The sequence below is a fragment of the Pedobacter ginsengisoli genome (assembly GCF_030244015.1).
GTDB classification, from domain to species: Bacteria; Bacteroidota; Bacteroidia; order Sphingobacteriales; family Sphingobacteriaceae; genus Pedobacter; species Pedobacter ginsengisoli.
In genome coordinates, this window is record NZ_JASSYX010000002.1 from 1,084,614 (window position 1) to 1,110,099 (window position 25,486).

Genomic DNA, 25,486 nt, shown 5'->3' on the forward strand with positions numbered 1-25,486 from the left:
CTAAACAAATATGCCATCTAAAAATATACCGCTCATGAACAAACGTCTACTCAACAAATGCCTTTACGCATCCCTTATTGCAATCCTGTTTTTTTCCGCTCCGGTGTTCAGTCAAACTGATACAGATCCCAACAGAGCCAAACTAATAGAGGCCGTCAAACTGATGGACAAGGGCGAAGTCGATGCCAGCATCACCATCCTGAAAGACCTGCAAAAGGTCGACCCAAACAACTACAATTACAACTATGAGCTGGCCTATGCGTTTTTCTTAAAAAAAGACTACCCTGCGGCAATTGAAGTCCTGGAGAAACTGAAGACCAATAAAGACGTAAGCGATCTGGTCTACCAGTTGCTTGGCAACACCTATGACATGAGCGAGAAAGCTGAAAAAGCGGTGCAAACGTATGCCGAGGGCTTGCAGCGGTTCCCAAATTCCGGTAAACTCTACCTGGAATCCGGTGTCATGAACCTCAAAAAGAATGACCTTGCTGCCGCGACAAAGGTCTTTCAGAAAGGTACAGAAGTAGACCCGAAGTTTCCTTCAAATTACTACTGGCTGTCAAAGGTGTGGGCGACTACGCCGGAAAAATTATGGACCCTGATGTACGGCGAAATCTTCATGAACCTGGAGAGCAATACCAAACGTACTGCAGAGATCAGCAAATTGCTGTTTGATACCTACAAAAATGAAATTAAAGTAACCAGCCCGGGTCATTTTTCTGTGAGCTTCAGCAACAATAACGTGGTCAATCCCAATGAGAAAAACCCTGATAAATTACTGCCTTACGGCGTGGCCGTCTACGAAAGGTTGCTGATGATCTCCGCTTTGGGCTTAAAAGAAGTGAACATCAACACCCTGGACAGCATCCGTGCCAACTTTGCCGGCGAATATTTTAAAGGAAAGACCGCGGTGACCTATCCCAATGTACTGTTCAGCTATCAAAAGAAAATAGCCGATGCGGGCCATATCAACAGCTACAACCACTGGGTGCTCCAGAAGGGTGACGAAGAACTGTTTAAAACCTGGGTGGCCGCCAATGCAGATAAATGGCAGGACTTTCTGAAGTGGTTTGCTGCCAACAGGCTGATACTCGACTCCGGCAACCGGTTTATTATTTCCGATTATCAGTAATTGAAGACCTGCTAAGCTGATATTCGGGAGCCATTAAGTCGTGGTTTCATAGCCATAAAGTCGTTATTCCATAACGATTAAGTCGAGGTTTTGGAACTGACAAACCGGCATCACCTGCATTTTAACCACCAATGCGACCGGTATATATGCTGGTCGCAACTGCCGTGCGCTCATCATTTATAAAGGAGATATAAGTTTCCAGAGGCTCGCTAAGCATATCGTCTGTGATGTGCAGGGTTTCAAAACCTTCAGATCTTTCTGCGCCGTACCTGATCGCTCTGACTCTTTCTGAGCCCGGGGCGTAGGCTAAAAGCATCACCTGATCAGAAGCCCTATTCTGGTCGTATCCGGTGGCCTGATCCCAGCTGAACTTTAAACCCTCAGGTACCACTTGCACAATTGGATTTAATGCCGGAGGCAGTCCGCCCTCACTGATGCGCACATTGGGATAATCCATTTCTATATCCGGATATTCCCCCTTCAGGGCATATTTCTTGTTGTAGGACAGCGCCAGGTTATAAAAATTCTTTGTTGTATTTTTTGCCGCAATTGAAAAGCCCACCTTTAATAAAGGCGACAATGAATCTAAAAATTTATTGACTACTTTTAATTCCTGCTGATTGGCTAGCTGCCCTTTACTGTTGCGCTTAAGCTTGATCGGATGATCAGGATTAATCCGTGTTACATTTTGACCGTTCAGCATATAGGCAGTAATGCGGCCAGTCGTGCCCTGCATTGGTCCGAACGGACCACTGGTTAATTTACCCATTTTTTTGTTCTTTTAGAAGATATTTAGTTGTTACTAAGATAGATAATATGTTTGGTATTCTCTGCACCTTCTTTACTATTAATTAGATTATCTATTTATAGTTTATAGGACATCATTATATCATAACCAGGTCTATAGATATAGAAAGGATATAGAAATGTTATAGCAATGTTATAGAAAGGTTATATAAAATTTAAAAGAAGGCAGAAGGAAAGAAGAAAGCATAACGCAGGAATGACTGGGATTGGAAGTCGAAATACAATATTCGGGGGCAGTGGGGCAATCGATTTCACAATTCTTTCTTTGCTTGTTATATTTTTTGTAATTTCAATCCACAAACACCAAATGTAAACCGGAGATACCAGGAAGAAGGGCATCAGCGCATACAGGTCAGGACATGTAGATATGTCCGGACAATTCTTCCCGCGAGTCTCAATAAGAAGAATATGAAATTAACTAGTTTTAATGCTAAACCGGTTTTGTTATGCGGACTGCTGCTGGCAGGATTGGGCTGTAATGTTTCTAAAAAGAACCAGGGCAAGCCTGGTTTGAGCAGCCTGCCGCCGGTGCCTTATCCCGGCCCGGAAAAGTTTGCCGACCATATCCGTACTACAGAATTTCAAACTCCAGCGCAGGAACAGGCGGGTTTTAAGCTGCCGCCGGGTTTTGAGATTTCGCTGTATGCTTCGGAACCGGACATCGGCAAGCCGATCAATATGGATTTTGATGCGCAGGGAAGGCTTTGGGTGACGCAATCTTCGGAATATCCGATGGCCGCGCCTTCGCTGAAGGGGAAGGACAAGATCACGATCCTGGAGGATACGGATGGTGATGGTAAAGCCGATAAGTTTACGCCTTTTGCGACAGACCTGAACATTCCGATAGGGATCATTCCGGTACAGAAGGGCGCTATAGCGTTTAGCATTCCCAATATTTATAAGTTCAATGACGCCGACGGGGATGGCATTGCCGAAGATAAAAAGGTGCTGTTCGGGCAGTTCGGCTACCAGGATACGCATGGCATGGTCAACAATTTTGCCCGTGGTTTTGACGGCTGGATCTATGCTTGCCATGGTTTTACCAATACCTCGACCATTGCGGGTACGGATGGGGATTCGATCACGATGGTGTCGGGTAATACGTTCAGGTTTAAGGAGGATGGAAGCAGGGTGGAGCAGACGAGCTTTGGCCGGGTCAATCCTTTTGGGTATACGTTTGATGAGCTGGGTTATTTGTATTCTGTGGATTGCCATTCTAAACCGATTTACCAATTGATCAAGGGTGGGGAGTATCCGCATTTTGGCAAGAAGGCGCCTGCTATGGGTTATGCGCCGGAGATGATGAGTTTTGAGCTGGGGTCTACTGCGCTGTCAGGTCTGGATTATTATTTGGGCGAGCAGTTTCCGCAGGAGTACAGGAATAGTTTTTACAATGGGGATGTGGTGACCTGCCGCATCAACCGGAATACGATGTCGCTGAGCGGTTCATCGCCGGAGGCTAAAAGGGAGGCGGATTTTCTGATCAGTGCGGATCCGTGGTTTAGGCCGGTGGCGATAAAGGAGGGGCCGGATGGGGCGCTGTATGTGGCGGATTTTTACAATAGGATCATCGGGCATTATGAGGTGCCGCTGGATCATCCTTTGAGGGACAGGCAGAGTGGCCGGATCTGGAAGATCAGGTATGTGGGCACGGAAAAGCATACGGACCACAAGGTGCAGGACTGGAGTAAGGCGGGTTTGACGGAATTGCTGAAGCACCTGGATTATCCGCAGTTGAACATCAGGATGGCGATTGCCAATCAGGTGGTGCAAAGGTTTGGTGCTGCTGCTGTACAGCCTTTGCTGAAAGTTCTGGGTTCGGATAAGACAAGTGCTAAAGCGGCTGTGCAAGCGCTTTGGGCGTTGTATAGGTTGAATGCTTTGCCGGATGGGGTGCTGGAAAAGGCGCTGCAGGGTGCGGTAGCTGCATCAGGCGGTGCCGGGTCTTCGGGGGTTACGGGTTCTGGCTTGCGGAGTTCGGGTAAGTCTTCTGCCGGCGTTGCTGATCCTTTGGTTAAAGTGCATGCGTTCAGGATATTGGCGGAGCAAAAAACAGTTTCTCCGGGGCACAGGGGCCTGGCTTTGAAGGCTTTGACGGATGCGAATGTGCATGTGCAGCGTGTTGCGGCTGAGGTGTTGGGTAAGGCTGTTGATCCGGACAATGTGGGGCCTTTGCTGACTTTGTACGGCAAGGCGGACGAAAAGGACACTCATTTGAAGTATACGGTGCTGCTGGCCTTGCGCAATAATATGAGGAATGAGGGGGTGATGCGTCATGTGGTGGCGCAGAATTGGTCTGATTTGCAGATGGATGTGCTGATGAGGGTGGTGAAGGATGTGCCGTCGAAGGAGGGGGCTCTGTTTGCAATGAAGTTCCTGGAGGGGCATGATCTGCCGAAGGCGGAGTTGCTGGGTAGTCTGGAGTATATAGGGCGTTTTCTGGAACCTGCGCAATTGAGCCGTCCGGTGGCTTATATTCAGAAAAGGTTTGCGAATGATGTGAATGCGCAGTATGTGTTGTTTACGACGATGCAGCAGGGTTTGCAGCAAAGTGGGGGGGCAGTGGTTCCGGCGATGAGGGATTGGGGGATCAGTCTGGCTGAAAAGGCGTTGGCCGGGTATTCTGGTGCAGGTACCCGGGGTGGTGTGAATGTACGTGCTGGTGCTGGAGTTTCTGACAATGGCGTTATTGGTTCTTCTGAGATGTGGAGCAACAGGCCTTTGCTGGAAACGGGGGATCCGGAGAATCCATGGGCCATGATTGATCGTGCTATTGTGGGTGAGCTGCCGAGGGTTAAGTTGTTGTGGAGCGAGTTCAACTGGTATCCGCCGACTGGCGTGCTGGTTTCTTCGGTGTTTAAATTGCCGGCTTCGCTGGAGCTGAGTGTGTTTGACAATGATGTGCACAACACGGAGGCGAAGACTGGTGTTTCTAAGAATTCGGTACGGGTTTTATTGGCTAAGTCGCATAAGGTGATCGGCAGTTACCGGGCTGCTTTTACGACGCCGATGACCAACAGGGATTTGATGAAGGAGGTGCCGTTTGATTTGTCTAAGTATGCAGGGCAGCTGGGTTATATTGAGGTGGTGGACAGTACCAGGACGGGTTCTGTGGGTATCGGGGGCTTTAAGCCAGCGGTGCTTTCGATCCCTGACAGGGGTTTGGCAGAGACTGCGGAGCGGTATACGAGGGCGGCGGAGATTGCGGGGACGTATAAGGTGGTGTCTTTGGTGCCTGCTTTGAAGGCTTTGCTGGCGGACAGGCTTGCTGATTATAAATCCCGCGCAGCGGCTGCGAATGCGCTGATGGCGATTGACGCGCGGGGTAATGGTGTTTTGGTGGAGGGGGTGTTGCTGGATCTGGCTGAAAGTCAGTTGGTGAAGGAGAAAATGGCGATGGTGCTGGGACAGAGTGCTTCGCCTTCGCGGTTTGCTGCTTTGCAAAAGGCGATGGCGGGTAGTCAGCGGAGTTTACAATTGGGGATTGCTTCTATTTTGGTGAATGATGGGACTGGTATTGACAGGTTGCTGCAGTCGGTGAAACAGGGTGATGTGCCGTTTGACCTGCTTTCTGAGATTGCTGTGAAGGAGAGGCTTAGTGCGAATATGAGTGCTGCGCAGCAGTCGGAGTTTAAGAAATTGTCTGTTGGTCAGGCTTCTGAGAGTGAGGCGCGTAAGGCTTTGATTGCTGCGCGTTTGGCTTCGTTTGATCCTTCTTCGGTTTCTGTGGAGCAGGGGAAGGCGATGTTTATTCAGAATTGCAGTATGTGCCACCAGATTAAGGGTACGGGCGGTATGATTGGTCCGCAGTTGGATGGTATTGGCAATTGGGGGCAGAAGGCTTTGACGGAGAAGGTTCTGGATCCGAACAGGAATATTTCGCAGGCTTTCAGGACGTATAATGTTACGCTGAATAATGGTAAGGTGCTGACGGGTTTGTTCCGTCGTGAGGAGGGTGCGGTATTGGTTTTTGCGAATCCGGGAGGGCAGGAGTTTTCTGTGGCGAAAGCGGATATTAAGGAGCGGGTACCGTCTAAGTATACGCTGATGCCGGATCAGTTCAGAAATACGATTGCGCCAAAGGATTTTGATGCGCTGCTGAAGTTTTTATTGGCAACAAAGGAGTAGAGGGGGAATCGTTATCCCGAAGTATGAGGATCTCGTGGTGAAAGTTTATTGGAATCGCTTGGAGCTGGAAAAAATAACCATTCTCTTCGAAGACTGCATTTCTTGTCGCTGAAGGAGCTCCAAGAACGCTGATGTCTTCTCTGAGAAGGTGATTTTTTCTGCTCCGCGCTAGTGCAGAGGAAATAGGTAATTTGAGTGCGTTAGCGCAGATAGGACCAGGATTGTGCCGCCCGTCATTTCGAGAACTGCCGGTAGAATCGTCATTGCGAGGAGTTCTTCACGACGAAGCAATCTCAAAAGAAGTACGGAGATTGCTTCGTTCCTCGCAATGACGAGGAGTGATAGTGCATGGCGGTGGCAATAAATAAATGATTAGTAAAAGAATAAATGTAAATTGTGTAGATAAAATACAAGTAAAAGAAGCAGAAGTAAAAAGAGCACCAGTAAAATAACACCGGTAAAAATAACACCGGTAGAAATGACACCGGTAAAAAGAATCAGAAGTAAAAAAATAAACACAACTAAAAAAACACAACCAAATGAAGATGAATAAACCAAATTATAAAATGATTGCGGTGGCGCTGTTGACGGGCGCTGGCCTGTGTTATAGTGGCACTGATGCCGTTGCGCAGAAGAAAACGAAAGAACTGAAGTTTAAAAAGACGGTGATCAGTACGGATTTTTTTTCTGAGGGTGCTGGTGTGGGTGACCTGAACAAGGATGGTAAGATGGATATCGTAGCGGGGGCTTTCTGGTATGAGGCGCCTAACTGGACGAAGCATGAGGTGTATACGCCGGGCAAGTTTGATTTCAATACGGGTTATAGTGATTCTTTTCTGAACCATGTGATGGATGTGGATCAGGATGGCTGGCTGGATTATATCCGTGTGGATTTCCCTGGCGAAGCGGCGGTATGGTATCAGAATCCTAAGAATTCCGGTGGTCACTGGAAGGCTTTTCCTTTGTATTCTTCGGTAGGTAATGAGTCGCCGCGTTTTGTGGATGTGGATGCTGATGGTAGGGTTGATTTGTTGTGCAACGATTCTAAGGGAAACCGGATGATCTGGCTGGAATCGCCGAAGTCGAAAGGGGCTACGGACTGGACGGTGCATGTGATCAGTGATGTGAAGGACCGTGGTACGCATCAGTTTACGCATGGGCTTGGTTTTGGGGATATGAACAAGGATGGTCGTAATGATGTGGTGATCCGTCATGGATGGTGGGAATCGCCTGCTGATCCGAAGCAGAGCAATTGGGTATGGCATGAGGCGGATCTGGGTGAGGATGCTTCGCAGATGTATGTGATGGACCTGGACCGGGATGGTGATATGGATGTGATCAGTTCGTCGGCGCATGCTTATGGGATCTGGTGGCATGAGCAGGTAGTGGATGCTGCTGGTGCGGTGAGTTGGAAGCATCATGATATTATGAAAACTTTCTCGCAGACGCATGGTCTGGGTTTGGTGGATATGAATAAGGATGGCAATCCTGACCTGGTAACTGGTAAGCGTTTCTGGGCGCATCAGGGTCACGATCCGGGTGAGCGTGAGCCAGCAGTTTTGTATTGGTTTGAGTATAAGCCGGGTAAGGTGCCTTCATGGACGCCGCACCTGATCGATTCTGATTCTGGTAATGGTTTGCAGACCAACGCAGTGGATATGAACAAGGATAAGCTGATTGATATTGTGGTGGTGAACAAGAAGGGTGTGTTTTATTTTGAGCAGCTGAAGAAGTAGGGTGTTTGTGCCGGTTTTTGGCTGACTTTTAGCTCATCCCCGGTTTGGGATTTCCCGGCTGGTGTGGCAGTAAATAAAAGTATTTTGATAAAAGCGATCTGTGTGATCGCTTTTATTTTTTGCGCTCTGGTTTATTTTTTATCTTGTTTAAAATATACTATATGATACGCTTCTTCATTCAATCTGTTTCTGTAGCCTTGTTGGGCTTAATATTGTTTTGTGGTACTGCCCGTTCACAGGAAAAAAGGGTAAGTTTCATGCTGGGTGCGGGTATGACTTACAATAGTTTTTATTCTAAGCACAGCCGCTATGTAGATGGTAGTGATTTCGGAGGGGAGTATGAGTTTATATGGTCATATTATGCGGAGGGAATTGTGGATATTAACCTCAAGAACTCATTTGCCTTGCGTACTGGTTTGAAGTATATTGGAAAAGGAGCAAGGCCCGAGGAGTTTGTGTCAGGTAGCTACCGCTCACAGTATAAAGATGAAAAGTTGTTCATGCTGGAGGTGCCGGTCAATCTGGTCAGGCGTATAAAACTTGGTAACAGAGCGCTGGTCCTTTCCGGGGGTCTTTTCGGAGGGTTTATGGTAAGTGGGATGAAGAAGTATCAAAATGGATACTATGACAGACCTTATGATCCGGATGCGCCCTACCTTAATGTTTATAAGGATTTTGAGCTTGGCCTGAACCTTAAAACCGAATATGAATTTATGGAGAACACTTTTGTGGGTGTGGGGTATGAAGTTGGATTGTTGAATCTTATTAAGCCTTCAAATTCAGGGACGATAAGAACTCAAGCCTTCACTTTTGGGCTCGGCTACCGGTTTTGGTGAGCTGGTTTTGGCTTTGTTGGGCGGTTATCTGATCATACAGGTGAAATACTGGTATGATTTAAAGATGATTGTGTTTATTCCTGCATTTCAGTACTTAACTTCAGGTTTTTAAACTGGATGCCGCTGTCGAATGTGCCGGGAATTTCCCATCCGAGATTGGTGCTTTCGATGGCGATGTCTTCAAATGTGGTGGTTTTCAGGTAACCGTTGTCTTTGGCTTTTTGAAAAGCTTTTTTAATCAATGGATAAAGGTCTTTATGAATGTTTATCCATTTTTTATCGTGTAATGTTCCTGAGTAGATTTCTTTGGAGGCCACGTTGAGGATAAATTTCTTTGTGGCGTCTTCTTTTCCCAGGTCTTGTGCGGCGTATTCTTCCAGTATGGGGTGCCTGGAGTCGTAAAGGGGCAGGCCAAACCAGAAGTAGTCGCTATAGCCCGCTGATGCTTTGTTGACGTTTTGGATCAGCAGGTAGAAGGTGACTTGTGCGGCGTGCAGGCCGGGGTCGTAAGCGGTGCCGGTTTTGTTGATGGAATACAGGAGCCTTGCGCTAATCCTGAAGTCCAGTTCCTTCATTTTGGCAATTGGCATTTGGTTGGTGCGTTGTTCGAGCAGCAGGTGGGGCCAGGCTTCATTGGCAATTCTGGGTTTAAGGTATTCTTTTGACCCGAAGACTTCCAGGCTAATGGTGGTTTCTTTTCCCTGTGTCAGAAAGCTGACTTTTTTGCCCTGGTTTTGATAGATAATGGTATCACCGTGCTGGACGGAGGGCGTGTTTTTTAAGTTGTAGCGGCTGGCCCATTGTGGCATTTTCCAGATGGGGGGCCTTATTTGCTTATTGGTGGGGCTGCCTTGTTTGCCAAAGGGCCGAAGGGTGTCTATAATCTCCGGATGGGCTGAGCTTTCGCCGATCAGGCCAATGCCGTACTGAAAGCGGGTATCGCTGATGATTTGGATTTCTGCGGGTTTCGATTGTGCCCGTGCGGCGCTGCTGATTGCCAGTAGTGTGTGTATACAGATGGCTCCGGTCAGAAAGGTATGTTGCAGAAAGCGGGGCTTCAGTTGTTTTTTTATTCCCATTGGGTTGTGGTATGCTGGATGAAGTATTTTTATCCCAGCTCTGCTTCTTTGAGCCATCCTTTTAAGGTCTGCAGGTCTTTTTGCATGTGGCTGATCACTTCGTCTTTTGGGATGCTGAGTTTGCGGCCTCCGGATTCAGCTCCGCCGATCGGATACTCGAAATGCTGTGAAATGGGCTTTTTGAAGCCGTATTGTTTGAGTAGTCTGAAGTATTTTTTGAAGTCGATCATTCCCTGACCAAGGGCTACATTTTGAGTCGTCCACTTGCCGTCTTTCTTTTCCCAGTGAAAATCTTTGATGGTAATGGAACCGAGGTGGTTATGGATCAGTTCGAGGTTGCGCGGCCAGGCTTCTGCGCCGTCTACTGTGGCATGCCGGATGTCGAACTGGATGCCGGTCCATTTGGGGTCGAGGTCTTTCAGGGATAGCCACAGGTCCCAGATGGGGCCGCCAAATCTTTCGGTATGGTTTTCATAATCGCCATGGATCTGGTATTTTTCATTGAGCGTTGCCAATCCTTTCAGGTCTTTTTTGAAGGTTTCCAGATCTGCTTGTATGCCTTTTCCGGTGTAACCATACCAGCCCATGCGGTAGTTTTTGATGCCGACTGAGGCGGCTGTTTTTAAAATAGCTTGTGTATGTGGCTCGTCTGCGGTCCTGATGTCGGTGGTGATGGTGTAGACTTCGAGTCCGGCATTTCTGATGGCTTCTACTGCTTTGGGCAGGTCTTTTGCGACGTTTTCAGGAAGGACATGACCTTTGTCGCGTACGGTGAGGTCTACGCCGTCATAGCCGAGCTGCGCGGCAAGGGCCGCCATGTCTTTGTAATTGAGCCAGTGGAGGTGTTTGGAGAATATGCTGATGCTGAGTTTATCGTCGGCAGGTGCTGCTGCAGGATCAGGTTTTTGTGATGGTTCAGCTTCAGGAAGCCCGGTATTCTGGGCTGGTGGAGCATCGTTTAATGAAGTTGCCGCGGCTGTACTTAGTGAAGTTGCCGGGGCGGCGTTTAATGTGGATAGGCCCAAAGGGAGGGCGGCCGCCGCGATTGCGGTGTTCCTGATGAATTGTTTACGTGAGATGTTTGCGCTCATTATTTATTTCTGGTTTTTGTTGTTCTGTCTATCCGCTTACTGACCCCTGAACCTAATTGACCTTTGGGTTTAACTGATTCTTAGGCTCAATTGCCCCAGGCTGTGATGATCAGGTCTCTTTCTCCGCCGCGGTTGCGGTGCTCACAGAGGTAAATGCCCTGCCACATGCCGAGGGCCAGCCTTCCGTTACTGATGGGGATCATCACGGAACTGCCCAATATCGATGCTTTAAGGTGGGCGGGCATGTCATCAGACCCTTCATAGTCGTGCTCATAATCGGGGTCGTTTTCCCTGACGGTTTTATTGAAATAAGTTTCGAAGTCTACTCTTACTGTGGGGTCTGCGTTTTCGTTGATGGTCAGTGAGGCTGAGGTGTGCTGTATGAATATCTGGCAAATGCCGCTCTGGAGTTCCCCGATTTCGGGCAGTGCGCGCCTGATTTCATCTGTGATCAGGTGAAATCCCCGCTTCCGTTCCGGCAGGGTCAATGCGCGCTGATATATCTTCATGGTCATGTATTGATTTCTAATGGTGCTTGATTTCTAATGGTGCAGGTCTTTGAAAACCGGTATGACAAGGTAGGAAAAAAGCGAGTTTTTTTCTACATACAGGCCATCAAAATCCTCAGTGTACGGTAATTATTTCCCCAGTTTTTTTGCGTGTAAAATGCACTGGGCCACTGGAAACAGCCTAAAGGGCATTATGGGATAAATTTTACGCTTTGGTACAATAGGTGCAATATGCTATGCAATCAATCCATTTAATCCGGGGCAGTTGATGCCACTGGTCACATTTAATACTGGTCGTCATGACGGAATTAAGAAAATCAATCAATATGGCCGAGGCCATAAAAAAAGTGCTGAGAGAACGCAATATGAGCAAGTATGAATTTTCGCTCATTATGGGACGCGACATTTCTGTGATCAAACAGTGGCTCAGCGGAACTTATAGTTTCAACCTGCCCACGCTCATGGAGATCAGTTTGAAACTGGATCTTATTTAGCTAAATTAGTTGCTTCTAAATTCATTTTATGAAGCGACTTTTAGCCTTGATTCTTTCTGTTTGTTTTGTATTGCCGTTATTGGCTCAGCAGACACAAAAGCCTGTACTGCACGGCAGCAGCTGGATGGCCATTACGGGCAAGCCTCTGGCCGCTACTGCTGGTGCGATGATCTTCCAGAAAAAGGGAAATGCCGTTGATGCGGCCTGTGCAATGCTGGCCGCTGCCTGTACGATGTGGGACACACTGAGCTGGGGTGGTGAAACACAGGTGCTCATCTACAATCCGAAGACTAAAAAAGTAATTGCGATCAATGCGATGGGTTTTGCGCCGACTGGTGCGACACCTGAATTCTTCAAGAATAAAGGGCTTAATTTTCCGCCTGAGTATGGCCCGCTGGCGGCAACTACTCCTGGTACGCCTGGTGGGCTGATCTATATGCTGGCCAATTATGGAACAATGAGCCTGGAGCAGGTTTTGGAACCGGCGATGCAAATGGCTGCCGGATATCCGATTGAGGCCCAGGCGGCCAATATCATGGAGCGCTATAAACCGATGATCAAAGCGTGGCCGTACAGCAGGAAAGTTTTTCTGCCGCATTCGCCGGCGGTTGTTGCGGGAGGTCAAAATGCAGCTGTTTCACAACGTGAGGCACCGGAAGCCGGGGAGATATTTGTGCAGAAAGATCTGCTGGAAACCTTGGGTAAACTTGTAGAGGCGGAACGCAATGCGCTGAAACGGGGAAAGGGCCGTAAGGATGCGATGATGGCGGCTTATGACCGGTTTTATAAAGGGGACATTGCCCGTGAGTTTGTCAGGGGATGTCAGGAGCAGGGCGGACTGATCACGATGGGGGACCTGGCCAAATGGAAACCTGTGGAGGAAGAGCCGCTGATGGTGAATTATAAGGGCATTGAGGTCTATAAACTGCAACAGTGGACACAGGGTCCTGTGATGTTGCAGGCACTGAATATACTGGAAAATTTTGACCTGAAGGCTATGGGTTATAACAGTACAAAGTACATTCATACGCTGTACCAGGCCATGAACCTGGCTTTCGCTGACCGTGATTTTTATTATGGAGATTCTTATTTGCCACCGGCTGAACCTATAAAGGGTCTGTTGAGCAAGGAGTATGCAAAGCAAAGGGCGGGACTGATCCGGTACGATAAAAATGATGTCTCGATTGGGCCTGGTGATCCGTATCCTTTTGAGGGAAAAAAGAATCCGTATCTGGGTTTATTGAAGAAAAGGGGCTATGAACTGGACACCACTAAAAGAAATTTTGCGCCTAAGCATGATATGGGCAACAATAGTGCGCCTGAGTTGTACCAGGACAGGTTGTGGCGCGGTACTACTTCGGTAGAGGCGGCGGATAAGGAGGGCTGGGTGGTTTCCATCACGCCGAGCGGTGGCTGGCTGCCTGCTTGTATTGCGGGCAATACGGGAGTTGGAATGAGCCAGCGGATGCAGAGTTTCGTGCTGGATTCGGCATTGAATCCTTTTAATGTGGTCGCGCCTGGCAAACGCCCGAGGGTGACTTTGTCGCCTTCTTTGGCGCTGAAGGATGGCAGACCTTTTCTGGCTTCGGCGGTGCAGGGCGGTGATACGCAGGACCAGAATTTATTGCAGTTTTTTCTCAATGTGGCGGAATTCGGGATGAATGTTCAGCAGGCGTCAGAAGCGGCCAATATCAATACCAATCAGCTATGGTTGTCACTCGGCGGTACAAAACTGACTGACCGTGAGCCTAAGCCCGGGCAGATCTTATTGCACGACAGTACTCCTGAAATGGTACGCGGCGACTTAAAGAAGATGGGTTATACACTTAGTTTTGATGACAGGACCAGCGGGCCCATCAATGCCATTTATTTTGACTGGAAACATGGCAGCCTCTGGGGTGGATCGAGTAACCATGGCGAAGACTACGGCCTAGGCTGGTGACCTTAGTTATGATCAGAACAAAATAGGGTTCGCTTTGTTATAAATTGGTATCAATTCAATAATTTATGACAGAACGGCATACCTACCAAACGGGTATTATAGGAAATTGTGCGTACATCGCGCATGTAAATAAGAATACGAATATCGATTGGCTTTGCTGGCCAAGATTTGACAGCAGTTTTGTTTTTGGCGGTTTACTGGATGGTGAAAAAGGGGGGGAGTTTTCCATTCGCCCGCATGGCGAGTTTACATCACGTCAGTTTTACCTGGAAAATACGAATGTAATGGTCACTGAAGTGTCTAATCCGGAGGGGAAGTATCGGATTACAGATTTTGCACCACGGTTTTATCATCATGAAAGGTATTTTAAGCCGCTAATGCTGATCCGGAAAATTGAGCCCCTGGAGGGTAACCCGAGGGTGCGGGTAAAGTGCAGTCCGGTTTGTAATTACGGTGCTGTGAAGCAAAAGGGGCACCGGGGAAGTAACCATATTTTATTTACGGGCTGCATCGAAAACATGCAGCTGAGTACCAACATTTCGCTGAGCTATATAGAGGATGAGAAGTATTTTGCGCTGAACGAGCCTAAGTACCTGATCCTGACCTATGGTCATGAATTGAATGCTCCCATAATCAGTACTGCGGAACGCTTTCTTACCGAGACGATCAGGTACTGGCGGCGATGGATCAAACATTCTAAGATTGCGGGGTTTTATCAGCATCTGGTGATCCGCTCTGCGCTGGTACTCAAGATCCATCAGTTTGAGGATACCGGGGCTATTATTGCGGCAAGTACGACGAGTTTACCGGAATCACCGGGAAGTAAGCGCAACTGGGACTACCGCTACTGCTGGATGCGGGATACGTATTATGTGATCACCGCGCTGAACCACATCGGTCATTTCGAGGAAATGGAAAAGTACTTTGGTTACATTACTGACATTTCTTTCAGGGACGATGAGCGTTATCAGCCCTTATTTGGCATAGCGGGAGAAAAGGTGCTCACCGAGCGGATCCTGAAGCACATTGGTGGTTACCAGGGCAATAAGCCGGTCAGGATCGGTAACCAGGCTTATGAACACATTCAGAATGATATCTATGGTCAGGTACTGGTTTCTATGCTGCCTTTGTATACTGACCACCGCTTTATTTTCAGAGAAAGACAGGATTCGGCACGCTGGCTGGATTATCTGCTGGGCAAGATCGAGCGCACTATTGATGAGCGGGATGCGGGACTTTGGGAGTTCAGGAACATCGCACATACGCATTGCTATACCAATTTGTTTCAGTGGGCCGGGGCAAATGCGGCATTGAAAATGGCCAAAACTATTGGCAATGCTGTGTACGAGGAGCGTGCGGTTATCCTGATCAATAAGGCGGCGAAACACATTGAGGATTGTTATGATCCGGTACGAAAAGTCTATACCCATGCGGTCGGCAGTCAGCATCTTGATGCCAGCACGCTGCAGCTGATCCTGATGAACTACCTTGATCCGGCTTCTGAAAGGGCCAGGGATCATTTACTGGCTTTGGAGAAGGAGCTGAAAGCGGAGAATGGTTTGTTTTACCGGTATCTGCATACAGATGATTTTGGCAGACCAAAAACTACTTTTTTGATCTGTGCTTTCTGGTATATCGAGGCTTTGGCTTGTGTGGGCAGGTTGGATGATGCGATCCGTGAGTTTGAATCCATCATTCAGTACGCCAACCATTTATTGCTGTTTAGCGAGGATGTGGATGAGAAGGATGGAAGCCAGTGGGGCAATTTTCCGCAGGCATACAGTCATGTGGGTTTGATGAATGCGGCACACCGCATTGCGATCAAGCTGGACAGACCGGTATTTTTATAGCGGATTTCCGCTACCTGGCAGTAAGGGCGCGGTAGATCCGTCGCAGCAGCGATGGTTTTTCTGCCCGCCTTGCAGCTGAACGGTTTTGTATTCTTTCCTGATTGGCTTGTGTCTTTTCCTGGTAGGTGGTCAGTGTTTTCAGCAATTCCCTTACTTCTTTGTAATCTCTTAAGTAATAGCGTGCTGATGATATGTTACTGCCGACTTTGATGGTATAGGCGTCTTCCGGCAATGCTTTAAAGATATCTTCATCGGTATGGTCATCGCCAAGGGCAAGGATAAAGTCCGGGTTGTTGTTGTGCAGCCAGTTGAGTGCCGCTTTGCCTTTGTTGACTTCTATGTTTTTGAACTCTATGACTTTATTGCCGTCCATCATCTGCAGCCCTTTGTCGGCTATGACCATTCTCAGGTGGTTCACAATTTCGCTGGCCCTGAGTTCTCCGAGTCCTTTCTCCACCTTGCGGTAATGCCAGACCAGGGAATAGCTCTTTTCTTCCACAAAGGATCCGGGTGTCCTGTCGGTATAAGTGTCGAGTACGGTTTTTACGTCCTGTTTCCATTTGTCGGTCAGCAGGGGCAGCGATTTCCACTCTTCATTGAGCTGTTTCTGCCAGGCGCCATGCTCGGCGATCATGTCCAGATTCAGGTGTCCGAACCATTTCTCTAATGTCTCATAGCGGCGCCCGCTGATGATGATGACGCGGTTGGCCGGATCATCGGAAAGTCTGGCAATGATGTCGTAAAGTTCCTGATCTGGTGATGCTTTGTCTATATCACCCTGAAAGCCAACCAGTGTGCCGTCGTAGTCTAAGAATATATATCTGTCATTGGTTGCTACATAGGCTTTTGAGATCTGATCTTTGATGGACTGGGCAACATATTTGGTCAGCATGGATTGTTGCAGTTGTTTTACTTCCAAAAGTTTGTCCATAAAGTTTTTAACCCAGAGGTTGATGTTGAATTTTTTGACGATATGCCGCATGCTGCTCATGCGTGCGGTTTGTTCTTCCAGCGGCATGTCAATGGCCTGGACTATTGCGCGCATGATTTCCCCAATGTTGTTGGGGTTAACGATCAGGGCGTCATTAAGCTCTTTTGATGCGCCCGCCATTTCACTGAGTATCAGTACACCATCGTTGTTGGTACGTGATGCTACATATTCTTTGCTGACCAGGTTCATTCCATCACGCATGGGGGTGACCAGGCAAATGTCTGAGCTGCTGTAAAGTGCGGAAAGGAATTCGACAGAAAAGGATTTGTAAAAATAATGTACAGGTACCCAGTTCATAGTACGGAACCTGGAATTGATATTGCCTACCAGCTGGTCTATGCGGTCGCGCAGTTCCCTGTATTGTGGCACGGTATCTCTTGAAGGTACCACAATCATGTAGAGTACGGCTTGTTCGATGTATTTGGGGTGCAGCTGGAGCAGGAGTTCGAGCGCCTGAAGCCGCTGTATAATGCCCTTGCTGTAATCCAGCCGGTCGATGGTCAGTATGATCTTGAGGTCTTTCTGACTTTCCTTAAATGCTGTAGCGTAACGGGCAACCTTGGCGTGTTGGGTTAGTCCTTCAAATTTATCGTAGTCAATGCCCATAGGGAAGGCTTCAACAACGATGTGCCGGTTTTTATAAATGATGACATTGTCGTCCATCTTGCTGCTGGACAGGCGTGATACGGCGCTTAGAAAGTGCCTGACGTCATCGAATGTATGGAAGCCCAGCAGGTCTGCGCCCAGCATGCCTTTAATCAGTTCTTCCCGCCAGGGTATGAGCCTGAAGATTTCATAGGAGGGAAAGGGGATGTGCTGAAAGAAGCCAATGGTAACTCCTGGTCTTTCTGTGCGGATCCTGCATGGCAGCAGCAGCAGCTGGTAGTCCTGCACCCATATGGTATCTCCGTCTTTGATGTGCTGGATAACTACCTCGCTGAATTTGTCATTGACCAGCTGATAGAAGTCCCAGTAGGTTTGGTCAAAATTGGCATAAGTGACCAGGTAATGAAATACGGGCCAGAGCACTTCATTGGAGAATCCTTCATAGTAAAGGTTGATCTCTTCGTTGGTTAAAAATACCGGGATGAGGTTGAGACCCGCTAGTTTCCTGGTTACTTCTTTTTGCCGTTCCGGGGGGACTTCTATACCGGGCCAGCCTATCCAGATGTTGTTACCATCTTTATACACCGAGCCTAATCCTGTGGCGAGCCCGCCTTCACTTGGTCTTAAAATGTACTCTCCGTTCTGTTCTGTAATCTTTACAGGGAGGCGATTTGAGATAATTATCGTTTTGTTTCTAGCTGACATATTATTCTATTAACAACCCTAAAAGTGGACCAAATGTTTTTAAAAATGATATTTTCGTCATGTGTTTGCCGGGAAAAATGCTGATGAGCTGAACTTGGCGTCAAATTTGTTTGGCCTCATTCAGCAATTTATCTGGCTGCAGATAAGTTTTATCAAACATCCGATTATGATCAAAAACCGATTTTCAATACTTGTTCTTTCTGTTTTTTTACTGAGTTCTTGTTCTTCTATGTATATGCCTAATGTACCTAACACTCCGATGCTGAGCCAACAGGGCGAGTTTAGTGGTGGCGGACACATTTCGTTGCGTGGAAATGTTAGTCTGAATGGTGCATATGCGGTTTCTGATCATTTTGGCGTGTTATTCAGTGGTTCCAGGATGAACAGGGAATGGGAGCGGAAGGACTATAAGAACAAGCTTATTGAAGCGGGGGCGGGCTATTTCAATACTTTTGGTCCTGATGATAACCGCATCCTTGAGGTATATGTTGGTTATGGGGGCGGCAGTACGGACCGTACTTACAGGCGGTATGATGACAATGGTGTGCTGACAGGAACTGATCTGGAAGAGGCTACCTTTAATAAGACCTTTTTACAGGTCAATTATAGTTCTAAAAAATCTAGCAATCTGAAGTTGTTTGGAAAGGACTTTCCGATCAATTATGGTACGGCATTGCGGATCAGCTCGGTGGAAATGAAGACTTTTATGATCAATGGAATAGGCCAGATGCGTGAGGGCAATGTATTTTTGGAGCCGATATTTTTTACGCGGATGAAACTGAGTGATCAGTTTCAGTTGCAGTATACGACCAGTGGTAATTTTGGGCTCAACAGCAGGAAATATATGAATGCCGGTAGTTCGATCTTTACGATCGGGGCGGTGGTGAATTTGGGAGGAAAGGTCGCGAAGAAATAGGAAATCCTTGTCAGGACTGCTATAATACGTCATTGCGAGGCACGAAGCAATCTCCTTTCATAATGAGATTGCTTCGTGCCTCGCAATGACGTTTTTTTATTAGCTAAGTTTTATTTTTAACTAAATTTCTTCTTTGTTTAACTAAGCTTACTTGGTGCGTACTGTAATCGCCTTCAATGATGGTCTGTCTTTTACATTCTCTGTTGTGTTTTTCGCAAGGATGTAAACATCATGAAACTTACCGTCAGTTACTGCTGCGATCGGAACGTTCAGATTACTGGTTGTTGTAGAGGCCAGGACTTTACCATCTTCGCTGTCCAGTCTGATCTCTATGGTGTAGCGTGCGTTTGAATTGTTCAGTCCTAACTGCAATGCAGTGATATCGGTAAGGTCTATCTGACTCAGCTTGATCCAGCCTGCTTTTTGAGGGAAGATCAGGGAGATGTCGCCTTTGGAATCTTTACGGGCAAATTCCGAGATGTCCTTAATGTCTTTTGCGTTGATCTCACTGTTCCTTAATGTAACTGCGTCGTTTGCGGTCAATGATTTCAGACTGGCAGTTCCCTGATCAGAGTAGGTTGCTTTCAGGGAGAGCACAGACTGGCCTTTGCTGATCTCCGCAGGGGGAACGATTTTGCCCGCTGTTGGCAACGATGGTGCCGTTGAGGCTTTTGCACTCAGGCTCATGATCCAGTCGGTAATCTGTCTAACGTCAGATTCCTTCATAGTTGGATGTGATGGCATGGCGACCTCTCCCCAAACGCCGGTACTTCCTTTGATGACCTTACCGGCAAGATATTCTGACGCATTGGGCTTATTCTGGTATTTGGCAGACACCAGTTTGAACATTGGGCCTATTGATTTCTCATCAATCTTGTGACAGGCGATACAATCGCTTTTCAACATGATGGCTTTGCCGGCAAGTGTTTGTGCAGCTTCCTGGTGACCCAGTTTTGCGCCCGCAAGGTCTGTTCCTTCAATATAACTGCTGGAGACATAAATCCTGTTTTTGTTGACAACGGCGCCCTTGTCGGCAACCTGAACCTGGTAATTGACAGGCTTGCCCGGGAAATAGAAAGATTTGTTGCCGCTGATCAGTATGTCAACTTTTGGCTGGGCATTACCGGCAGATACCGAAACAGTCTGGCTTTTTGACGAGGCCTTATTCTTGTCGATAACCTGAACGCTGATGGCGTAATTGCCTGCTTTGGCAAATGTGTGCTGCAATTCAGGTTTGGTGGTCGTTTTCTTAAGACCGCTGCCCAGACTCCATACGTAGGTTAAAGCGTCGCCGTCAGGATCGGAGGCTTCTACTTTAGCTGTCATTTTATACGGCAAAAGTCCGCTGGTATTTTCAATATTCAGGTTTTGAACGATTGGAGGACGGTTGCCTTCCAGATAATCTATTCTTACGATTCCGGCATCAGGGTTTTTAGAGAACCAGCCTTTGCCGTATTCGAGGATGTACAGTTTACCATCAGGACCTTGTTCCATATCGATGGGTGCGGCAAGAGAGATATTGCCCATGAATGGCTCCATACTTTTGTATTCTCCGTTCGGGCCCATGGTCACGGCTTTCACCCATCCGCGGATCCATTCATAAATGAGTAGTTTTCCGTTATAATAGGCGGGGTACGGTGATGCTCCGGGTTTGGTATAATATACGGGGCCTGCCATAGCGGTACGGCCACCTGTTCCTACCTCGGGAAATTCAGCAGAGGCACCATAAGGATACCATATGAATGCGGGCTGAGCAGGAGGTAGCGTAGTTAAACCTGTATTGTTGGGAGAATTATTGATCGGAGCTGCAGGATTAAATGCTTCTCCGCTTGTACCGGTTTTATAATCATAAGCGTGATAAGCATAGTTGTTTCCTACGAAGAGCGGCCAGCCGAAATAACCGGCTTTCTGAGCTTGGTTTACTTCGTCATAGCCACGTGGCCCCCTTGCAGGGTCGTCGTTGCTGGCATCCGGGCCAACTTCACCCCAATACAGGAAGCCCGTTTTCTGATCGACAGAGATCCTGTACGGGTTTCTGTTTCCCATGACATAGATCTCGGGCTTGGTTTTAGGTGTTCCTTTAGGGAAGAGGTTGCCCTCGGGAATGCTGTAGGTTCCGTCTTCGTTGACTTTAATCCTTAATATTTTTCCGCGCAGGTCATTGGTATTGCCCGCAGATCTTCTTGCATCGTATTGATGAAGGCCGTCACGGTTGTCTAATGGAGCAAAGCCTTTGTTTACGTATTGTTCTTTAGGGACATCAAAAGGAGTGGAGTTGTCACCTGCGGAAACATAAAGTAAACCGCCCGGGCCGAAAGCGATTGAACCACCGGTGTGACAGCAGATCTCTCTTTGAGAATAAAATTCAAGGATTACTTTTTCGGTAGCTGTGGTGATCTTGTCATTGACCAGTTTAAAACGTGATAAACGATTCACAGATTTTTCTATAGGACTGTAAAAAGCGTAGACATACTGGTTTTTTGCAAAGTTAGGGTCCAGTGCAAGACCGAGAAGCCCTTCTTCGGCATTTACTCCTTCTGTATTTGTTTTTGAATAGACGTTGAGTTTGCCTGCATCAACAACTTTCTTCGTGCTGTTCTTGTATAAAAGAAATTCGCCACGGCGCTGCGACACCAGGATGTCGTAGTTGGGCAGTACAGCAAGTTCTGTAGGTTCGGTGAACTCGCCATGGACAAGGTTCACTTTAACAAATCTGTCCTGGTCAGGTGTATCAATTCTAAGTGTACTACGCTGGTTATTTACAGTATCGCCTGGTGTTTTTAGTAGGGTCGATCTTTTTTGTTGTGAAAAAGGAATCGCTGCTGTAAGTGCAATTCCCGAAAGGAATAGTATTAAAGAAGTCTTCATTTATGAGTTTTGGTTTTGCGTGCTGTGATATGGTTAAATGGGTATGCCCTGTTTCAAAAATACAGCTTTGCAATCGATTTCCTAGTAATATTTTAAATACTTTTTAGTAAAGTTTTGAGCACATTGGCTTCTTATGATTTTGTCTCTCCCGGCAGGCATGACACAGCTGGCGGTGAAAGCCATGATATCTGGTCTTGCATGTGTTTTGAGAATGTGTTACAAAATAGTTTTAGCAAATTAAATAAGGGCTATTTTATTCATTTACAGTTGTTATTGTTTATTGTAACAAAATCATTATTTTGCGATCCTTTTAATAAGGAATGATTTTGTTACTTTTAAATTTTTATAACCAAAAAACCACAACATGAAACTTAATTACTTAAGGTTTGGAACAACTGCCTTTGTCTGGCTGTTGGGAACTACACTTGTGGCTGGTCAGCAGCTAACTGACAAGTCAGAGATTGCCCTGAATGACCTGTCGTCGTTTAAAGACGCGGGCAAGTCATGGACAATTGCCGGGGGTGTAACGGCAAACTTGAATGAGCAGAACGCATTAAACATTTCGAAGGGCAGCGGAGTGCTGGTGAATCTGCCAACTAAAAAGAACCATGGTTCTGACCTGCTGACGCTTGCAGAGCATGGAGACATTATGCTCGAGCTGGATTATTTGATGGCAAAGGGAGCTAATTCCGGAATTTATCTGCAAGGGGTCTATGAAATCCAGCTGGAAGATTCATGGGGAATGAAAAATCCGCAGTCTTCTAATAATGGCGGGATCTACCAGAGATGGGATGATTCAAAACCTGAAGCAGAAAAAGGCTATCAGGGTTCTGCGCCGCGTCAAAATGCTTCTAAAGCACCTGGCACCTGGCAACACATCAAAATTGCATTCCAGGCGCCGAAGTTTGATGCTTCGGGCAAAAAAACTGATAACGCAAGGATTCTGGGTATTGAACTGAACGGTGTGGTGATCCATGACAATGTAGAATTGTTTGGGGTAACCAGGGGTGCTAACGGTCAGGAAAAAGCGTTAGGTGCTTTACGTCTGCAGGGAGATCATGGTGCAGTTGCATTCAAAAACATTAAAATTTCTAAATTGCCTTCTGCTGCTGCGATCGCAGGCAGACAAAGAGGGGACAATACAGACCCGATCTTTATTGATGTTGCTACTACTCCCAATATCCGCAGTTTCGTATACATTCCGGGTGGGCCTGTGGTTGTGCACGCCATTTCAGTAGGTAGCCCGCAACAGGTGCATTTCAGCTATGACCTTGACAATGGATCATTGTTTCAGGCATGGCACGGTGAATTTGTCGATGCTACTCCAATGTGGGACGGCAGGGGTAACGGTTCTTCGAGACCTCGTGGTGTGCTGACTTCATTTACTAAAAAACCTGTTCCTGCTTTAGCTAAACTGACAGATGCTCAGGCTGCATGGCTTGCCGATACAACCGGTACAGGATTTAAACCAAAGGGATATGTACTGGATGATCAGGACCGTCCGGTTTTCACTTATAATATCTTCGGAACTAAAGTGACAGATGCCATTATGTCTATGGACAATGGTCAGGGCCTGACCAGGGCGATCACGCTGGAAAAACCAACTGATAACATTTATGCGCTGGTAGGTACTGCCTCCGATGTGCAGGAGGTGTCAAAAGGACTTTACCTGCTTGACGGTCAGTCTTATTATGTAAAATTTGACGATGCGAAGGACAAACCTGTGATTAGGGATGCCAACGGGAAGAAAGAACTTGTTGTTCTTGTTCGCGGCAAGTTAAATTATTCTATTTTATTTTAAGAAGGGTTAGATCATGAAATATACTTTTAAAACGCTGGCAATGCTGGCTTTGAGCTTTAGTTTTTCTACGGGGTTTGCGCAGGAAACACCTAAAGAGGAAGATTTTTATAAAATTAACAAGGTTAAGACACCGGAAGGAACTATCCTGGAAGTAGGTGGGCTTGTAACGCTGCCGAACGGTAATCTGGGTGTTTCTACCAGAAGAGGTGAGGTGTTCATTGTGGAAAACCCTACAAGCAACAGACCATATTTCCGCAAGTTTGCTTCCGGATTACACGAAATACTCGGCCTTGCTTACAAGGATGGTGCTTTATATTGCGCACAAAGAGGTGAGCTGACCAAACTGATCGATAAAAACCAGGATGGTAAAGCTGATGTTTATGAAACTGTTTATGCATGGCCGCTGAGTGGTCACTACCATGAGTACAGCTTTGGTCCTAAGATCGCACCTGATGGGTCGTTCTTCGTAACCGGCAACGTTGCTTTTGGGGATGAAATGTGGTACCGTGGCGAAAGCCGTGTGCCTATGCGCGGATGGACCATGAACATCACCGAAGATGGTGTGATGAAACCATGGGCTACCGGTATGCGTTCACCTGCAGGTCCCGGTATGATCGACGGTCAATTGTATTATACCGATAACCAGGGCGACTGGGTTGGATCAGGAGCGATATGGAGAGTTGAAAAAGGAGATTTTATTGGTCATCCGGCAGGTCTGAGATGGACTGGAAGAGCTGACTCTCCTGTAAAACTGACCGAAGAGTTTTTCAGGTCCAAAATTGATGAAAGAAGAAATGTGGATGCGAACGGAAGGGCGATCAAACCTGAAAACAGGGTAGATGAAGAATTCAAAACTTTGTTCCAGATGAAAAAGGACTTCCCTATGCTGCGTTTGCCTTCAGTATGGTTGCCATATGGTATTTTGGGTATCTCTACTTCAGAGCCTGTTAAAATCCCTGAGGGTGCTTTTGGTCCGTTTGCCGGACAGATCCTGATCGGTGACCAGGGTATGAGTATCATCTCGAGGGTGTTTATGGAAACTGTAAACGGCGTTGAGCAGGGTGCATCCTTCTTGTTCAGAAGTGGTTTCCGTTCAGGAGTACTGCGTTTGGGCTGGGGTACTGACAATTCATTGTTCGTAGGTGAAACTAACCGTGGATGGGGTTCAGCTGGTGATGCCAATGAAGGCCTTGAGCGTTTGACCTATACCAAAACTCCTTTCGAAATGAGGGCCATACGGGCAATGCCTGATGGTTTTGAGATTGAATTTACTACACCTGTTGACAAGAAGTCTGCAGAAGACCTGAGTTCTTATGATGTAGAAAGCTATATCTATAAATACCACCCGGTTTACGGATCGCCTCCGGTGAATCTGGAGAAACTTAAAGTTAAAGGGGTAAAAGTTTCTGCTGACGGTCTGAGGGCAAGATTGATTGTTGATAACCTTCGCCAGTACTATATCCATACCATCAAAGTTGATGGTGTACGTGAGCAGGGTTCTTCATCCGCATTGCTGCACCCGATTGGTTATTATACGCTGAACAGCATTCCTACTGGAGCTAAATTGTCTATGAGCGAAGTGAGTACCAAAAATTCAGGAAGATCTGCCAAAACAACAGCTGCACCTGCTAAAACCAAAGCGACAGGTGATAAGCCTAACGCCGATGATCCAAATGGAGCTGAAAGCACTGCTACTGCAGCAACTAAACCTATTTCGACTGCGGCGCCTACTTATGCACAGGTAAAAGGCTTGCTGACCAACTATACTTGTATCGCTTGTCACAATGCTGATAAAAAACAAATAGGACCTGCTTTCCGGGACATTGCAAAACGCAAATATTCTCCGGAAAAAATTGTTTCCCTGATTCACAATCCACAGCCTCAAAACTGGCCGGGTTACTCAACAGAGATGCCTCCGATGCCACAGGTTACTAAAGCTGATGGTTTAAAAATAGCGGCCTGGATCAATTCCCTGGCCAAGTAAATAGACTTGTT

At 47.0% G+C, this 25,486-nt stretch carries 16 protein-coding genes; 10 read left to right on the plus strand and 6 right to left on the minus strand.

The features are described 5' to 3' along the window. The first annotated feature begins 34 nt into the window (after nucleotides 1-34). Nucleotides 35-1,132, plus strand: coding sequence for a tetratricopeptide repeat protein (locus tag QEP08_RS11785; RefSeq protein WP_285058246.1), 1,098 nt, complete (start codon nucleotides 35-37; stop codon nucleotides 1,130-1,132). A 121-nt stretch (nucleotides 1,133-1,253) separates the two neighbouring features. Here QEP08_RS11785 and QEP08_RS11790 read toward each other — a convergent pair whose 3' ends face one another. Next, nucleotides 1,254-1,901, minus strand: coding sequence for a DUF6266 family protein (locus QEP08_RS11790; protein ID WP_285058247.1), 648 nt, complete (start codon nucleotides 1,899-1,901; stop codon nucleotides 1,254-1,256). A gap of 446 nt (nucleotides 1,902-2,347) precedes the next feature. On the opposite strand from QEP08_RS11790, the gene QEP08_RS11795 reads away from it, so the two are divergent. The 3 genes from QEP08_RS11795 (at nucleotide 2,348) to QEP08_RS11805 (ending at nucleotide 8,639) form a co-directional block, all read left to right on the plus strand. After that, nucleotides 2,348-6,067: a PVC-type heme-binding CxxCH protein gene (locus tag QEP08_RS11795; protein ID WP_285058248.1), complete on the plus strand. Its 3,720-nt coding sequence runs from the start codon at nucleotides 2,348-2,350 to the stop codon at nucleotides 6,065-6,067. Nucleotides 6,068-6,606: 539 nt separating this feature from the next. Beyond that, on the plus strand, nucleotides 6,607-7,803 hold the full coding sequence (locus QEP08_RS11800) for an FG-GAP repeat domain-containing protein (RefSeq protein WP_285058249.1): 1,197 nt from the start codon (nucleotides 6,607-6,609) through the stop codon (nucleotides 7,801-7,803). Nucleotides 7,804-7,964: 161 nt separating this feature from the next. Beyond that, nucleotides 7,965-8,639, plus strand: coding sequence for an outer membrane beta-barrel protein (locus QEP08_RS11805; protein WP_285058250.1), 675 nt, complete (start codon nucleotides 7,965-7,967; stop codon nucleotides 8,637-8,639). Nucleotides 8,640-8,713: 74 nt separating this feature from the next. Here QEP08_RS11805 and QEP08_RS11810 read toward each other — a convergent pair whose 3' ends face one another. From QEP08_RS11810 to QEP08_RS11820, 3 genes are all read right to left on the minus strand, one after another. Further along, nucleotides 8,714-9,718: a hypothetical protein gene (locus tag QEP08_RS11810; RefSeq protein WP_285058251.1), complete on the minus strand. Its 1,005-nt coding sequence runs from the start codon at nucleotides 9,716-9,718 to the stop codon at nucleotides 8,714-8,716. 29 nt (nucleotides 9,719-9,747) lie between these two features. After that, nucleotides 9,748-10,809 (minus strand): sugar phosphate isomerase/epimerase family protein, encoded by a 1,062-nt coding sequence (locus tag QEP08_RS11815; RefSeq protein ID WP_285058252.1) that lies wholly within the window; start codon nucleotides 10,807-10,809, stop codon nucleotides 9,748-9,750. 86 nt (nucleotides 10,810-10,895) lie between these two features. Further along, the gene (locus tag QEP08_RS11820; RefSeq protein WP_285058253.1) at nucleotides 10,896-11,318 is read right to left on the minus strand and encodes a secondary thiamine-phosphate synthase enzyme YjbQ; all 423 of its coding nucleotides are present in this window, start codon (nucleotides 11,316-11,318) and stop codon (nucleotides 10,896-10,898) included. 299 nt (nucleotides 11,319-11,617) lie between these two features. Here QEP08_RS11820 and QEP08_RS11825 point away from each other — a divergent pair, with 299 nt between their 5' ends. From QEP08_RS11825 to QEP08_RS11835, 3 genes are all read left to right on the plus strand, one after another. Then, on the plus strand, nucleotides 11,618-11,812 hold the full coding sequence (locus tag QEP08_RS11825; protein ID WP_285058254.1) for a helix-turn-helix domain-containing protein: 195 nt from the start codon (nucleotides 11,618-11,620) through the stop codon (nucleotides 11,810-11,812). Between the two features lie 28 nt (nucleotides 11,813-11,840). Then, entirely contained in the window at nucleotides 11,841-13,754 is a 1,914-nt protein-coding gene (locus tag QEP08_RS11830; RefSeq protein WP_285058255.1) for a gamma-glutamyltransferase family protein, read from the plus strand. 65 nt (nucleotides 13,755-13,819) lie between these two features. Beyond that, nucleotides 13,820-15,604, plus strand: coding sequence for a glycoside hydrolase family 15 protein (locus tag QEP08_RS11835; protein WP_285058256.1), 1,785 nt, complete (start codon nucleotides 13,820-13,822; stop codon nucleotides 15,602-15,604). A gap of 10 nt (nucleotides 15,605-15,614) precedes the next feature. On the opposite strand, the gene QEP08_RS11840 is transcribed toward QEP08_RS11835, so the two are convergent. Next, nucleotides 15,615-17,906, minus strand: coding sequence for a bifunctional alpha,alpha-trehalose-phosphate synthase (UDP-forming)/trehalose-phosphatase (locus QEP08_RS11840; RefSeq protein ID WP_285058257.1), 2,292 nt, complete (start codon nucleotides 17,904-17,906; stop codon nucleotides 15,615-15,617). A 166-nt stretch (nucleotides 17,907-18,072) separates the two neighbouring features. On the opposite strand from QEP08_RS11840, the gene QEP08_RS11845 reads away from it, so the two are divergent. Beyond that, on the plus strand, nucleotides 18,073-18,822 hold the full coding sequence (locus QEP08_RS11845) for a hypothetical protein (RefSeq protein ID WP_285058258.1): 750 nt from the start codon (nucleotides 18,073-18,075) through the stop codon (nucleotides 18,820-18,822). Between the two features lie 147 nt (nucleotides 18,823-18,969). Here the strand turns inward: QEP08_RS11845 and QEP08_RS11850 are convergent, their stop codons facing one another. Continuing rightward, nucleotides 18,970-21,690, minus strand: a complete 2,721-nt coding sequence (locus QEP08_RS11850) for a PQQ-dependent sugar dehydrogenase (RefSeq protein ID WP_285058259.1) — start codon at nucleotides 21,688-21,690, stop codon at nucleotides 18,970-18,972. Nucleotides 21,691-22,054: 364 nt separating this feature from the next. Between QEP08_RS11850 and QEP08_RS11855 the strand changes: the two genes are divergently transcribed. Further along, nucleotides 22,055-23,491 (plus strand): 3-keto-disaccharide hydrolase, encoded by a 1,437-nt coding sequence (locus tag QEP08_RS11855; RefSeq protein ID WP_285058260.1) that lies wholly within the window; start codon nucleotides 22,055-22,057, stop codon nucleotides 23,489-23,491. A 13-nt stretch (nucleotides 23,492-23,504) separates the two neighbouring features. Then, nucleotides 23,505-25,475 carry a c-type cytochrome gene (locus QEP08_RS11860; RefSeq protein WP_285058261.1) on the plus strand — a complete coding sequence of 657 codons (1,971 nt, stop codon included), beginning with the start codon at nucleotides 23,505-23,507 and terminating at the stop codon, nucleotides 25,473-25,475. The last annotated feature ends 11 nt before the right edge of the window (nucleotides 25,476-25,486 follow it).